The sequence below is a fragment of the Bradyrhizobium ivorense genome, from assembly GCF_900696085.1.
Taxonomy (GTDB): Bacteria; Pseudomonadota; Alphaproteobacteria; order Rhizobiales; family Xanthobacteraceae; genus Bradyrhizobium; species Bradyrhizobium ivorense.
In genome coordinates, this window is the sequence record NZ_CAADFC020000031.1 from 19,879 (window position 1) to 34,386 (window position 14,508).

Consider the following 14,508-nt stretch of genomic DNA (forward strand, 5'->3'; position numbering starts at 1 on the left):
TCCGAGTCATTCTGCCGCAGTTATCCTGCCACCTGCGGGCGCCGCGCTTCCTCCGGCCGGACCAACCTCCAATCCAGCCCCTCGAACAAGGCCGCGAACATCGCCGGCGACATGCGCATCACGCCGTCCGCGATCGTTGGCCAAACGAACTTGCAACCTTCGAGGCGTTTGTGCACCAACACCAGGCCCGTTCGGTCCCAGACCAAAATCTTGATCCGGTCCGCTCGTTTTGATCGGAACACGAAGGCCGCGCCGCTGAACGGATCGAGACCAAGCATCTCCTGCACCTTCGCCGCAAGCCCGTCGTGTCCGCAGCGGAAGTCGATCGGCCGCGTGGCCACGTAAATCTTCAGATCAGCACCGGCCGCGATCATCGTGACGCTCGCACCGCACGGATCACCCGGGATAGCTGGTCAGCATCAATGGCCGTATCCGTCCGCAGCACGACATCGCCGATCGCGATCTCAAGCTTGATCGCCGGAACCTGACGCTCCTCCGACGCATCTTCCACAACCAGCGGCGCAAACGTCGGTGGAGACGCCTCGCACGGCGGCAACATACCTCGTTGTCGAAGCCGCCGTCGCCAATCGTAGACCTGCCAGCGCGTCGCTCCGTGCTTGCGCGCCACCTCGGATACCTGGGCGCCGGGTAACAGACTCTCGGCGGCGATCCGAGCTCTCTCAGCTTCCGACCGCACACGACGTCCTGACGGCCCTTCAAGGATCTCCAGCCGGCTCACCGACCCCGCCGATGAGCCGTCCAAATGGACGTCCTTTTTGCTGTCCAATCCCATCCCAAACCTCCGTACAAGCCGGAGGCTTCTTCGCATAGCTACCCAGATCCCGAAGCAAGGGTTCCGGCTAAGCGCTTACCGTTCGGCCTTCGATCTGGAGCTTGGTCCGGATCGACCAGACGTGCTTGGGACGGAGCGGCGGCTTTGCGCCGACGATCTTCCCCTTGTTCCAAGGAACGTGCTTCGAGACGGCGGGGATGGTGCTCGGGGTAACGGTCATATTGACCTCCTCAGCTAGTGAGGCTGGTCCTTTTCAGTCCGGAGCCCTTCCAATCCCGCGTCCGCTTTGAAACAATTGGAGACGTACTTGGGCCCAATTTGAACGAAGCGAGGGCCGCCTTTGACCCCGAGCAGACGTCGACCGCACCTACTAATCGCAAGGTTCGCGATGGCGTAGTCGAACCGTCAGTCTGACTGATGAAAATCGGCTCATTGACGTCTCGTCCCGTCTGTGATGCCACGGCACACACAACGAGTCTCGCACCGAAGGTCAGCGAAGCTTTTTTCCGACGAACCGGACAATCGAGGCGGCCCGAAAGGCCACCCGTTCGCCGCATAGCGTGTATCCACAGGAATTACCCCGCCAAACCATCGTTTATCTGGAAAAGGGAACTCGGCTCCTATTTCATAAGGAGCGGCTTTTAACGTGGCGGAACGGATACACTCCTGTGCATTCCACGACATCCCTGTGCCTATGGCATGGAATTGGCATGACATCGCGCGGGTTGATCCGTAGCATTTCGCGTTGGGCGTGTACCAAGGGACAGGGACTGAGGTGTTTGGCGCTGGCGTAAGCTGGATGGCTTTGCGTGGTGGTCGGTCTGGGCGAGACGCCGCCAACGACCTTGCGCCAAACATTTCTACGCCAAACATTTCATTGGCTGTGGTTCGAAGTGCGCCGGCGCAAATGCTGCGCGTCTTGCGGTGCGGGCATGCCGCAATTGTGGAGATCCATTGGCCATCGGGAGAGGCAGGGGTTTTCCTGCGTTGCCTTATCGAGCTGAACTCAAGTGAGCCGGGGCTGTCGCGGCGTCGGCTGCTGGCCCACCTGACCGCGAACCATCAATCATCTGCATTGGCGATCCTTGCCATGACGCTGCTGCTTGCGATGTGCGGCTGGATTGTCGGCGGTACGGAGGGGATGCAGCGGGCATTGCTTGGAACTGCTCCCCGCCCCAACGGCGTGGATATTTCGCGCGAGAGCATGCAGCGCTGGTTCGGCGCCCGCCTGTTGTTCCCTGGCGAGCTGCCGGACTTGTTCGCCATTCTGGCAAGAGTTTGCGCCCGAGCCGGCCTAGCCCGATTGCCGGATCTCTATTGCCTGCCGGCGCCTGGCGATATGAATGCCTACGCGCTCGGCACACCGGAACGCAGCGCCATCGTTGTAACCGAGGGGTTGCTGCGCGGCATGACGCGTGAAGAAATCGCCGGCATTCTGGCGCACGAAGTGGCGCACATCCGCAACAATGACAGCCGGACAATGAGCTGGGCGACCGCATTGCGTCGCGCGATCGATTGGACGTCGCTCGCCGGTCTTGCCTTGCTGCGGACGCGGCATGACCACCGCGGAACGGCGAGCCAGCCTTTGGTGACGCTGCTGAGCGCAGCTCCGACTCTCGGTCAACTGCTTGGATTGGCACTATCGCGCGTTCGCGAACTTGATGCGGATGCCACCGCGCTGGAACTCACCGGCGACGCGCGGGCGCTCATCGCCGCACTCGATAAGCTTGAGCGCCATCACACCGGCTCTACGCCAATACCTGTCTCTGCATTTGGGCACGATCCAATGCGCTTGCTTCGCAGCCATCCCGCCACCTCCGAGCGCGTCGGTACCTTACTCAGCCTCTGCTAACAGCAATTGCGTAAGCCGATGCGCATTGCGGCAAGAGCGCTGACTGGGCAAAGAGTGCTGACAAGCTCGACACGGAATCTGCACAGAGTTACCACATAAATATCGCCGCTGTTCGTCGAAACCATGCGGGCTTGAATGCGTTGACGCGAAATCCCGCAACGCATGTGAAGTCAGCGATCAATCGCAAGGCGTCTGAGCGGACGTAGGCAGCTGGCAGCGAGGACGCGGCCGGCAAGAAAACGACAAGCCGCTCCCACATCTCACCGGCCTCTCTTTGCCGCACCTTAAAATATCTTGCCGTTCGTTTGCGTCTTGAGGGACGCAGCTCGCGTGCCTCAAGCAGCAAGAGGCATTGCTTCTGGCTCGAAATTGCAGCGACAGGCCTCGCACGCGGATAGTCTTCGTTTTGGGCTGAGGGCACTCAACCATCGCAAGGAGATCAAGCGATGACCCAACATGAAACCATGCAACAGAACCCGGCGTATAATCCGCAGTTCGGACAGTTCGGTCCACAGCAATGGGGATCGGGAGCATTCGGTTCGCAAGGCGGCCAACCGTACGGAGGAGGTGGGCTGCAAGGCGGCCTGGGCTTCGGACAGGCGGCCTACGGCCAGCAATACGGTGGTCAGTCGCCCTTCGGCCAGCAATATGGTGGTGGTCAGTCGCCGTTCGCCGGACTTGGCTCTGGCGGGCAACCGATGGGATGGGGTCAGCAGCAGTGGGGCGGACAACAGCGTCAGCTTTCGCAGCAAGACGTGAACGAGGTCGTACGGCAGCTCGTACCGGCGCTGCCTCAGATCCTCGCGCAAGCGCAAACCCCGTTCGCCGGTATTGGCTACGCGGCATACGGCCAGGGGCCGCGGCAGCTAAGCCCGCAGGACGTGAACGAAGTCGTGCGACAGATCTTGCCCATCGTGCCTCAGATCGTTGGAATGCTGCAGGGCCAGCCACAACTGCAACATGCCGCCATGCACGGCGGCTCCGGTCTGGGCCAGTTCGGAGGCCTCGGGCAGTTCGGCCTCGGCTATCCAACGCAGACCCATCCGATGCAGAACTGGGGTACGCAGTTCGGCGCGCCGCAATTCCAGGCGGCGTTCGGCGGTCCTGCGGGCTTTGGCCAGCAGCGACAATTGACGCAGCAGGATGTCGCCGACATCACCCGCCAGCTGATCGGCGTCATTCCTCAGGTCATCGGTAACCTCCAGGCCTATGGGCAGCAGCGGATGATCTGATCGCAATTTGTGATCTGTCCGAAATGACAATCAGCGATCGCCGCCGAAAGCGGCGGTCGCGTTGCCCGCTGTTACGCAGGCTTCCTTGCGAAGGAGAGCACTCATGTCAGATCCCAATCCGTCTGCCGCAACCGCCTCACAGCCCCGTCCGACAGACATTCAGCAACTCGTAGTCCTGCTTGGCAATTTGATGCCGCTTCTCATGCGCATGCAGTCGCAAGGTTTCGAGCAACCGGACCAGACGGTGCCCCGTGACTTCCCGATACCTGGTCCGGTGCTTGATCGTCAGGCCTCGGAAAACATGATCGGAGATATGATTGCCGAATCGCTACGCTCGCTTTCCACTTATCTTGAGGCCAACGCCGTGCAGCATGCCGGCCTGGAAAACTCTGTCGCGATCGTCACCCAGGCCGCTCACGCGTTCGCCGGGCGGGACTATGCGCAGGCCTTCAACCTGATCTGGGTGGCTTATCGCGCCATCGAAGCCGTCCGCGCAGCCGATCCTCGGCTCCCGTTTGTTCGACAGGCTGCGACCGACCGAACTCAATCCTCGATCCATTGAAGAAACGGAGGCGACACCATGGCAGCAAGTCCGGATGATCCGCGCTCCACCTCAACCAGCGACCGACGCAAACCGGCGCGCACCACTCAATACATGATTGCGCCGGCGAGACCCGGTGTTAGCGGCCAAGCGCTGACTGACCAACTTAGCCAGTTCGGCATCGAAACCCTGCGGACCTATGAGGCGCGCGACGCCAATTTTGGCACGCCGATCGCGGTCGTCCGCTTGTCTGACGATGCCGCCGCAACATTGCTCCGTTCCGCAGCAGGCACCTTGATCATCGAGCCCGATGTCCATCTGCGGGCTGCATCTTTTCTTGCCCCGTCCTCATTTTTCCCGCCCGCTTCGATCGGGACCGCGCTTGGGCCAGACATGAAATTGACGATCCGGATCGTCAGCGAAGCCGGTGCGCCGGTGGAGCAGGCCGCGGTGCGGCTCATTGGCGAGCAGGCGGCGAGCCAGGGACTGACCGACAGTGACGGCAGAGTCGATCTGACGCTGCGGGGCGAACTGCCCGAAACAGTTTCCGGCATATTCGTGAACGCGCGCTCCGGCTTTTGGGGCCTCTGGCAGCATCGGCCTTATCTCGAAGCGGATGCGGTCAACACCCTAACCCTGAAGCCGCTGTCGCTGCCGGAGACGTTGGATTGGGGCGGCGCGGCCATGCGGTTCGATCGACTCCCGAACCAATGCCGTGGAGCTGGCATCAAGATCGCACTCATCGACTCTGGCGTTGCGACCAGCCACGAACAATTGACCGATATCGATCATGGTGTCGATATCAGGGATGGGGGAGAACCATCATGGTCGAAGGACGTCATCGGCCACGGCACGCCTTGTGCGGGCATCATCAATGCCGCTCCACAGACGGCTCACGGCATACGCGGCTACGCCCCGGACAGCGAACTGCATGTTTGCAAGCTTCCCGCCGACGCCCGTTGCAGCGACCTGATTGCGGCCCTCGATTACTGCCTGCAGAATGCAATTGACGTGGCCTGCCTGGGCTTTGGCTGCGAACGCGGATCAGCGCTGATCGAGCAGCGCATCGCAGCGGCAAAGCAGCGGGGCGTCAGCATGATTGCTGCAGCCGGAAATTCTGCAGGCGCGGTGCTGTTTCCGGCCTGCTCGCCCCATGTCTTAGCGGTCGGTGCGATCGGACAGACGGCAAGCTGCCCCGAAGACACGCCGCAGGCGGCGCTGGCTGCAACGGCCGCCGCGGCCGCGGGCGGTCTTTTTGTACCGCCGTTTTGCTGTCGCGGGCCCGAACTCGACCTCTGCGCGCCTGGCGTAGCGATCATTGTCTGTCAGGCGCCGGACAGCCACGCCGTCTGCGACGGCACCTCGCTTGCGGCGGCTCACGTCGCCGCGCTCGCAGCCTTGGTCCTCGCCGACCACGTCGATTTCAAGGGCAGGTTCGTTGCAAGGGACCTTCACCGGGTCGAACGGCTGTTCCAGATTCTGAAGGAGACGACGCAACCCGTCGGTCATCCATGGCAGACCGGGGCCGGTCTGCCGGATGCGGCCCGGGCGCTCGGCATCTGGTCCGACCGCCGGCCCTCGGCCGTGCCGTTGAATGCCGGATTGCGCGAGATGCGAAGCGCCATTCGGCAGCTCGATCGGATTCAATTCGGCGCTAGCGAGGCAATCCCATTCGAGCCGCCGCGCGGTCCGGCCAACGTGATGCGGCTGCCGCTGAATCCGACACAAGCAGCGTTCCAGTCCGCCGGCAGCGGGAAAGCAACGGTGCATGAACTCAAAGCAGCGATGGCACTCGCGGGCCTGGCGGAGGGACCGCGCTAGTCCTTATTTATCGCCGGCCGCGTTGCGAGAAGTGCGCTCATCGTGAAATCGGGATAGGGGGGCCTCACGGCTCCTCCCCTCCCACACCGCTCGCCGGCAGGTCGCGTTGGTGGTGCAGGCGGGAGCGGTGGTAAGCCCGGCAGAGCTGGGAAGTCTGGCAATTAGTTGAAATCGCGAAGTGCAAACCCTGCGTCACGTCGAAAGTCGTGACCGGTTTTGCGCTTGACGCAGCATTGCTCCGATGTCCGAAGTTGGCCCATCGCTGCCACATCCCACGGCCGAGGATATGTCGGGTGTCAGGGATAGACCGGACCTAAGCTAAACCGGGCCAACCGTGGCGATTTGACCCATCTGAGACATTGGGGCTGACGAGGAGAGGTTTCGTCGGTCACCTTTGAGCCCAGGACGAGCACAAGCTAACTCAAGCCGGCCCGGCGGAAGGCTTCCAGATAGTGTTCGCGGTCAGCCTCGTATTTGAACGGCAAGTTCTTCCCGATCCAGGCCAGGGAAAAATCGGGCTGTCTGCGGAGCAGTTCCTGCAATGCAGCCGTTGCGATTTCGCCTTTTCCGGCCATCGCAGCCGCTGCGGTCAGCATGCGGTATCCGGACACATGATCGGTGCGAAGCCGAATGCTGGCTCCCGCTAGGCGCATCGCCTCCTCGTAATTTCGTCCGACCAACTGGGCATGGGCGGCGATGCCGTTATAGATCGCCGCAAATGGATCGCGCGGGCTGAGGCGCAACGCTTTCGTGGTGGCGACGCCGGCTTCCTCCCAGTGGCCGCTGAACGTCAGCGCCAGGCCGTACACGCTCAGCGCCAGCGCAAAGCTTGGATTGAGCTTCAGCGCCAGCTCAAACTCGCCAAGCGCTTCGTCGAAACGTCGCAGCAGCACATGAACGCAACCCAGCGCATGGTGCGCCCAGGGATCCTCGCTGTCGGCGCGTACTGCCGCCAGCGCCGCGCGTTCGGCAATCGGCACCGACGTCGCCATCTCGCTCCAGCCATTGTAGGCGCAAAAGGTGTGGCTGGCAGACAGAACGGCAAGCGCTTGTCCGTAGTACGGATCGATCGCAATCGCCTTCTCCAGCAGTTCCTGGGCTTTGACATAGTCGGCTGGCGTGATCCGCCAGAAATGCGACATCGCCCGCATCACCAGACCCCAGGCGTCCATGCTGTCCGGGGTCTTGCGTTTGGAGTGAAAATGCTCCGCCGCATAGAGCTGCGGCTCGATCGACGCAACGATCGCCTCGGTGATCTCGTCCTGCACGGCAAACACGTCGGCGAGGCTGCGATCGTAACGCTCCGCCCACAGGTGACTGCCGGTGGCGACGTCGTTGAGCTGCGCGGTGATACGCACGCGATCGCCTTCCTTGCGCACGCTGCCTTCGATGACATAACCGACACCGAGGGTCTCTCCGACCTCCTTGATGTTGACGGACTTGCCCTTGTAGGCAAACGACGAGTTTCGCGCGATCACGAAGAACCAGCGCAGCTTCGAGAGCGCGGTAATGAGATCCTCGCTGATGCCGTCGGAGAAATAATCCTGGTCCGGATCGTCGCTCATGTTGGCAAAAGGCAGTACGGCGATGGCGGGACGGTCGGGCAGAGGTAAGGCCGCAATTCGCTCGCTGGATTCGTTCAAAGCCGGCTCCGCGCAAAGCTCTCCGAGCTCGTCGTCCATCGGCGGCGTGCGGACTTCGCCGACGAAGCGCAGACCCTTGCGCGAAATGGTGCGGATCAGCTTCTGCTGCTGGCCGCTGTCGCCGACCGCCTTGCGCACGGCATAGATGCGGCTGGTCAGCGTCGCATCCGAGGTGACGCGGCCGCCCCACACCGAAGCAACCAGATCGTCCTTCGTGACGACGCGATCGCGATTCTCGATCAGGTAGAGCAGAAGGTCGTAGACCTGGGGCTCGACGGCAATCAGTTCAGACCTGAGCCGGAGCTCGCGGGCGCTGGTATCAAGCACGTAATCGGCGAAATGAAACTGCATGCTCGTATCCTGGACCGGATTGCCGCGATGGCCTGTCGCGATTTGGACCGCATCGACCGTGGTTGCAACCCGTCTTTGGTGCGCCGCGGCGCGTGCTCGCCGCGTCCGGCTGGGGGCTCAGGCGATCACGGCCCGATCACAATAGCACAATCAGGAAATCAGCAGGGCTTCTTCAGGCAAATCACGGCGTTCTCAAGGCCGGCTTCAAGCCTGTCATCCTCTTCGCGGCTAAGCATCGGTCGAGGGGCATGAAAGAAGGATGACGACCATGGCTATCAAAGCTGGTTTTTCTCCGACCACCGGCCTGCTGTCGGTGTTCGACGACAATCTCAACAACTCGATCACCGTGACCCGCTCCGCGGCCGGAACGATCCTCGTTAACGGCGGCGCGGTCGCGGTCACGAGGGGTACCTCGACGGTCGCGAACACCTCCTTGATCCAGGTGTTCGGCACCGGCGGCAACGACACAATCGCGCTGGACGAGGCCAACGGTGCACTCCCGGCAGCTCAGCTGTTCGGGGGGGCCGGCAACGACGTCATCACCGGCGGCTCCGGCAACGATCAGTTGTTCGGCGGCGCGGGCGACGACACCCTGATCGGCAAGGGCGGCAACGACTTGCTGTTCGGCGGCGGAGGCAACGACACGCTGGTTGGCGGCGCGGGCGACGACCAGATGTTCGGAGGGGCCGGCAACGATGTCATGGTCTGGAATCCGGGCGATGGCACCGACCTGATGGAAGGCGGCGACGGCATCGACACCGCCCAGATCAACGGCGGCAACGGCGCCGAAAACTTCACCCTCACCGCCAACGGGTCCCGCGTACGATTCGATCGCATCAGCCCGGCGCCGTTCTCGCTCGACATCGGCACCACCGAGAACCTCGTGCTCAACATGAATGGCGGCGACGATGTCTTCACCGCTGGAAACGGGCTTGCCAACTTGATCTCGCTAACCGTGGATGGCGGTGCCGGCAATGACTCCATCACCGGCGGCGACGGCAACGACAGGCTGCTCGGCGGTGACGGCAACGACACTATCATCGGCGGCCGCGGCAACGATCAGCTGTTCGGCGGCGCCGGCGACGATACCTTCATCTGGAATCCGGGTGACGGCAGCGACAAGGTCGACGGCGGTGCGGGCAACGACACCCTGGTGTTCAACGGCGCCAATCTGACCGAGAACATGACCATCTCGGCCGATGGCAGCGGCGCCACCCTCACCCGCGACATCGGCACGGTCTCGATGAACCTCACCGGCATCGAGACCATCGATGTCAATGCGCTAGCTGGTGCGGACACCATCACCGTCAATGACCTGACCGGCACCAGCGTCAGTCAGGTCAACATCAACCTCGGCGGCAATGACGCCCAGCCGGACACGGTTGTGCTCAACGCGACCAACGGTGACGACGCGATCAATGTCACCGAAAACAACGGCGTCATCACGGTGACGGGTCTTGCGACCGACGTGACCATCTCCAACGTCGGCGCCGGCGACCGTCTCGTCATCAACGGCCTCGGCGGCGACGATGTGATCTCGGCTTCCGGACTGCGCAACGGCATCCTGCTCACCGCCAATGGCGGCGGCGGCGACGATGTCCTGATCGGCGGGAACGGCAGCGAGATCCTCAGCGGCGGCGCGGGCGATGACATTCTGCTCGGCGGCAGCCCGCAGAACGTCCTCGATGGCGGTGCGGGACACGACGTCGTGATCCCGGGCGCGGCGCCAGGCCTCACGCATACGGCGGCGGCAAGCGCGAGCTTGCTCCGCCAGTTCATGGCGTCGAGCTTCGTCTCGGCGGGAGCGGATCACGGCGCGATGCCCGCCGCCGAGCCGCCGTTGAGCCAGCAGCCGCAGCTCGCTCAGCCGCACGCCGCCTGACGCCGGCGACCTCGTCCTGGAGAACAACCATGAGCATCGAAACCAATGGTGCGAGACCGACCGACCCGGGTCTCGAAATCCTCGTAACGCTGCTGCATCTCCAGGGCGTTGCGGCCGACGCCGGACAGATCAAGCATCGGCTGGGAACGGACAGGATCGGCGCAGCGGATATGCTCCGCTGCGCCAGGGATCTCGGCCTCAAGGCCCGTGCCTACCGAACCGATTGGTCGCGGCTCGGCGGTACGCCCTTGCCCGCCATCGCGTCCCTGCGCGATGGCGGATTCCTTCTCCTTGCCAAGGCAGATGCGGACCGGGTGCTGGTGCAGTCGCCGCTGGCGCCGCGGCCAGTATTGATGTCACGGGACGAACTCCTCGCCATCTGGGATGGGCAGCTGATCCTGATGACCCGACGTGCCGGATTGTCCGACATGGCGCGGCGATTCGACATCAGCTGGTTCGTCGCCGCGATCCAGAAATACCGGCATTTGCTGGGTGAAGTGCTGGTCGCCTCATTCTTCCTGCAATTGCTCGGCCTGGTTTCGCCGCTGTTCTTCCAGGTGGTCATCGACAAGGTGCTGGTGCATCGATCGCTGAGCACACTCGATGTCCTCGTGCTCGGGCTGGTGACGATCTCGGCTTTCGAGACCGTGCTGGGAATCCTGAGGACCTATCTGTTCGCGCACACCACCAACCGCATCGACGTCGAACTCGGCGCACGGCTGTTTCGGCAATTGTTGGCTTTGCCGATGGCCTATTTTCAGGCGCGGCGCGTCGGCGATTCGGTGACCAGAGTTCGCGAGCTGGAAAACATCCGGAACTTCCTCACCAGCTCGGCGCTGACGCTGCTCATCGACCTGTCCTTCACCTTCGTCTTCCTCAGCGTGATGTTCTTCTACTCGCCGCTGCTCAGCTGGATCGTGCTGGGCTCGTTCCCGTTCTATATCGCGATCTCCGCCGGAGCGACGCCGCTGTTCCGGCAGAGGCTGGACGAGAAATTCCGCCGCGGCGCCGAGAACCAGGCCTTCCTGGTCGAGAGCGTCACCGGGATCGAGACGGTCAAGGCCATGGCGGTCGAGCCGCAGATGCAACGGCGCTGGGAAGAGCAGCTCGCAGGCTATGTGGCTGCGAGTTTCCGAGTCCTGAGCCTCGGCAACAGTGCAAGCCAGACGGTGCAGCTCGTCAGCAAACTCGTCACCGCAAGTATCCTCTACTGTGGCGCAAGGCTCGTGATCGACGGCAGCCTTTCCGTGGGCGAGCTGGTCGCCTTCAACATCCTCGCCGGCAGGGTGAGTACGCCGGTGCTGCGTCTCGCGCAGCTCTGGCAGGATTTTCACCAGGCGCGCCTGTCGATCGCACGGCTCGGTGACATTCTCAACACCGCCGCCGAGCCGACCTATTCGGCGGGGCGGGCGCGGCTGCCGGCGATCCGGGGCGACATCAAGTTCGACCACGTCTCGTTCCGCTATCGCGTAGACGGGGAGGAAGTCCTACGCGACGTCTCGTTCGAGGTGCCGGCAGGCCAGACCGTCGGCGTTGTGGGACCTTCCGGGTCCGGCAAGAGCACGTTCGCCAAGCTGGTCCAGCGGCTTTACCTTCCGGAACGCGGACGCGTGCTGGTCGACGGATTGGATCTCGCGATGGCCGACTCCGCTTGGCTGCGCCGCCAGATCGGCGTCGTGCTGCAGGAAAACATGTTGTTCAACCGCTCGGTGCGCGACAACATCGCGCTTGCCGATCCGGCGATGCCGATGGAGCGCGTGATCGCGGCGGCGCGACTTGCGGGCGCGCATGAATTCATCCTCGAACTCGCAGAAGGCTATGACACCATGGTCGGCGAACGCGGTTCGACTCTATCCGGCGGCCAGCGCCAGCGGATTGCCATTGCGCGGGCCCTCGTCACCGACCCGCGCATCCTGATCTTCGACGAAGCGACCAGCGCGCTGGACTACGAGAGCGAACGAATCATTCAACAAAACATGAAGGATATCGCCAACGGGCGGACCGTGCTGGTGATCGCGCACCGACTGTCGACGGTGCGGACGGCGGACCGCATCGTGACGCTCGATCGCGGCCGCCTGGTCGAGGATGGCAGCCACGACACATTGATCAAGACCGGCGGCCGCTATGCGTCGCTGCATCGGTTGCAGGGAGGATTCCATGAGGTCGGCTGAACTCGCGGGGCCTAAACCGTCAGTACAACACGCGATCGCGTTCCGCAGTCCGCGAGGGAGGCGCCGCGAAGAGCTGGCATTTCTCCCCGCCGCGCTTGAAATCGTGGAGACGCCGCCATCGCCGCTCGGTCGCGCGATCGGCAGTGCGATCGTAGTCTTGTTCTGCCTGGCCCTGGTTTGGGCCTGGTGGGGCACGGTCGATATCGTCGCGTCGGCCACCGGAAAAGTCCTTCCCAGCAGTCGCGTCAAGATCATCCAGCCTTTCGAGACCGCCGTCGTGCGCTCCATTCGGGTGCAGGACGGCCAGGTGGTCAACGCCGGCGACGTCCTGATCGAGCTCGATCCGACCGCGAACGAGGCGGAGCGAGATCATCTGCGCAACGACCTCCTTGCCGAGCGGCTCAATATCGCACGTTTGCGCGCGGCACTTTCGGAGAATCCAGCGGCCGATTTCATGCCGTCGGCCGGCGTAGATCCGGAGCTGATCAGCACGCAGCGCCAGCTGCTGCTTAATCAGGTGACTGAGCATCGCGCCAAGATCGCCGCGCTCGCGCGACAGCAAGCTCAGAAGGAAGCCGAACTGGCCACTACAGGGGCGACGATCCACAAGCTGGAGACCATCATTCCGGTCATTCAATCACGCGTCGATATCCGCAAGACGCTTGTGGAGAAGGAATTGGGCTCGAAGCTGACCTATTTCGAGGTGTTCCAGCTCCTGGTCGAGCAGCAGCAGGAACTCGTGGTTCAGACCAGTCACTTGCACGAGACGGAAGCGGCCATCGCAGCGATTCGCGAGACGCGCAGCCAGGCGGCGGCGGAGTATCGGCACACGATCTCCGACGACCTCGCCAAGGCCGAACAGAAAGCGAGCGGTCTCGCCCAGGACCTGATCAAGGCCGAGCAAAGAACGAAGCTGCAGCAGTTGAGGGCGCCGGTGGACGGCGTGGTGCAGCAGCTTGCGATTCACACCGTCGGCGGCGTCGTGACGCCGGCGCAGCAGCTGCTGGTGGTGGTGCCGAGCGAGAGCCGGCTCGAGATCGAGGCCATGGTGTCGAACAGCGATATCGGCTTCGTCCATGCCGGACAACAAGCCGAGATCAAGGTCGATACCTTCAATTTCACCCGCTACGGCTTGTTGCATGGCGAGGTGCTGTCGGTGTCGCAGGACGCCGTGATCCGCGACCGCCCGCAGGATCGCGCCGGCGGTCGGGCGCTGGATACGACAAACGAGACCAGCGAGCCGAAAGGGCAGGAGCTAAACTACAGCGCGAGAGTCTCGCTCGATTATGTCCAGATGCAGATCGACGACAGGATGGTCAAACTGTCGCCCGGCATGGCTGTCACGGTGGAGATCAAGACGGGATCGCGGACCATCCTGAGCTATCTGTTGTCGCCGCTCCGCCGCTATCGGCATGAAACTTTGCGGGAGCGCTAGCAGGCAGGGCAACGTTCGCTCTGATTTCGACAAGGCCGTTCAAACGCTGGAATAGCTCGATTTGGTGCTGTCGGCGGCGCTGTTTGGCTATCCGCCCGGCGCAAGGTCATCGACTTTCAACGCTACGACGTCGCAGCCGCGCAGCTTGCTGTCGATGGCGACGTTGAACAGCGCCAGATCGCGCATTCGGCCTTCGACCTGGAGCTTGGTTCGGATTGACCAAGCGTGCTTCGGACGGAGCGGCGGCTTTGCGCCGACGCCAGTTTCGACGAGGACTATCTCGAGCCGGGCGGCGTCTGCCCCGGATTGACCGCCGTGCGGCCGGCGTTCGTTCAGGCGCATCCCGAGATCGCGGAGCGGCTCATTGCCGTCGAAGCGATGGCACGAGAGGAGATACGGAAGAACCCGCAAGTCGGCGTGGATGCCTTCGTCAAGCAGCTGTCGGTAACGCCCGAGGTCGCGAAGGCGACACTCGATCGCGGGTGCTGCGGTCGCGTGCCGAGCTTTGCCGATCAGCTCGATCCATCGTCGCCTTTCTCGATGACGTCGAAGGATCGTGGTCTGGTCGGGAAGCTGTTTCTGGCAGGTGAGGTGCTTGCAGCGACCAGGGCGATTCCAATGCCGATCCCGCTGGAAAAGATCCAGGCGGCGGTCGATCCGAGCTACCTTCAGAACTACGTGAACTCCCAGCCAAAGTGAGTTCGAGCCACGTCCAATATCGAAAGCCGTCGCGCGTAGCTTTTCTCTGCAAAGGGGGGACCCGGTCGGCCGGGTGGCACTGACGGCC

11 protein-coding genes and 2 pseudogenes are annotated in these 14,508 nt (G+C 62.9%); 8 read left to right on the top strand and 5 right to left on the bottom strand.

The features are described from left to right. Positions 1-20 precede the first annotated feature (20 nt). From tnpB to CI41S_RS37165, 3 genes and pseudogenes are all read right to left on the bottom strand, one after another. Positions 21-374 (bottom strand): IS66 family insertion sequence element accessory protein TnpB, encoded by a 354-nt coding sequence (gene tnpB, locus CI41S_RS37155; RefSeq protein WP_139486162.1) that lies wholly within the window; start codon positions 372-374, stop codon positions 21-23. Beyond that, entirely contained in the window at positions 371-793 is a 423-nt protein-coding gene (tnpA, locus tag CI41S_RS37160) for an IS66-like element accessory protein TnpA (RefSeq protein ID WP_139481344.1), read from the bottom strand. Before tnpA ends, tnpB begins: the two co-directional genes overlap by 4 nt. Before the next feature lie 79 nt (positions 794-872). Next, positions 873-1,013 (bottom strand): annotated as a pseudogene (locus tag CI41S_RS37165) (tyrosine-type recombinase/integrase); the annotation flags it as partial. Between the two features lie 687 nt (positions 1,014-1,700). Here CI41S_RS37165 and CI41S_RS37170 point away from each other — a divergent pair. The 4 genes from CI41S_RS37170 (at position 1,701) to CI41S_RS37185 (ending at position 6,239) form a co-directional block, all read left to right on the top strand. Then, on the top strand, positions 1,701-2,645 hold the full coding sequence (locus CI41S_RS37170; RefSeq protein ID WP_172628348.1) for a zinc metalloprotease HtpX: 945 nt from the start codon (positions 1,701-1,703) through the stop codon (positions 2,643-2,645). Positions 2,646-3,091: 446 nt separating this feature from the next. Next, the gene (locus tag CI41S_RS37175; RefSeq protein ID WP_139864004.1) at positions 3,092-3,877 is read left to right on the top strand and encodes a hypothetical protein; all 786 of its coding nucleotides are present in this window, start codon (positions 3,092-3,094) and stop codon (positions 3,875-3,877) included. Between the two features lie 103 nt (positions 3,878-3,980). Next, the gene (locus CI41S_RS37180) at positions 3,981-4,439 is read left to right on the top strand and encodes a hypothetical protein (protein WP_139864006.1); all 459 of its coding nucleotides are present in this window, start codon (positions 3,981-3,983) and stop codon (positions 4,437-4,439) included. Positions 4,440-4,457: 18 nt separating this feature from the next. Further along, a complete protein-coding gene (locus CI41S_RS37185; protein WP_139864007.1) occupies positions 4,458-6,239 on the top strand; it encodes a S8 family serine peptidase in 1,782 nt (593 codons plus the stop codon). A gap of 416 nt (positions 6,240-6,655) precedes the next feature. On the opposite strand, the gene CI41S_RS37190 is transcribed toward CI41S_RS37185, so the two are convergent. Next, a complete protein-coding gene (locus CI41S_RS37190) occupies positions 6,656-8,233 on the bottom strand; it encodes a winged helix-turn-helix domain-containing protein (protein ID WP_139864008.1) in 1,578 nt (525 codons plus the stop codon). A 268-nt stretch (positions 8,234-8,501) separates the two neighbouring features. Here CI41S_RS37190 and CI41S_RS37195 point away from each other — a divergent pair, with 268 nt between their 5' ends. From CI41S_RS37195 to CI41S_RS37205, 3 genes are read left to right on the top strand one after another with little or no spacing between them, the layout of a single operon-like run. Beyond that, complete coding sequence (locus CI41S_RS37195; RefSeq protein WP_139864009.1) at positions 8,502-10,115, top strand: calcium-binding protein; 1,614 nt, start codon at positions 8,502-8,504, stop codon at positions 10,113-10,115. 29 nt (positions 10,116-10,144) lie between these two features. Further along, positions 10,145-12,286, top strand: a complete 2,142-nt coding sequence (locus tag CI41S_RS37200) for a type I secretion system permease/ATPase (RefSeq protein WP_139864010.1) — start codon at positions 10,145-10,147, stop codon at positions 12,284-12,286. Next, positions 12,273-13,721 (top strand): HlyD family type I secretion periplasmic adaptor subunit, encoded by a 1,449-nt coding sequence (locus CI41S_RS37205; protein ID WP_139864011.1) that lies wholly within the window; start codon positions 12,273-12,275, stop codon positions 13,719-13,721. The genes CI41S_RS37200 and CI41S_RS37205 overlap by 14 nt, the downstream gene beginning before the upstream one ends. A 93-nt stretch (positions 13,722-13,814) precedes the next feature. On the opposite strand, the pseudogene CI41S_RS45440 reads toward CI41S_RS37205, so the two are convergent. Beyond that, a pseudogene (locus CI41S_RS45440) lies at positions 13,815-14,000 on the bottom strand (hypothetical protein); the annotation flags it as partial. Positions 14,001-14,036: 36 nt separating this feature from the next. On the opposite strand from CI41S_RS45440, the gene CI41S_RS37215 reads away from it, so the two are divergent. Further along, positions 14,037-14,420: a hypothetical protein gene (locus tag CI41S_RS37215; protein WP_139864012.1), complete on the top strand. Its 384-nt coding sequence runs from the start codon at positions 14,037-14,039 to the stop codon at positions 14,418-14,420. Positions 14,421-14,508 lie beyond the last annotated feature (88 nt).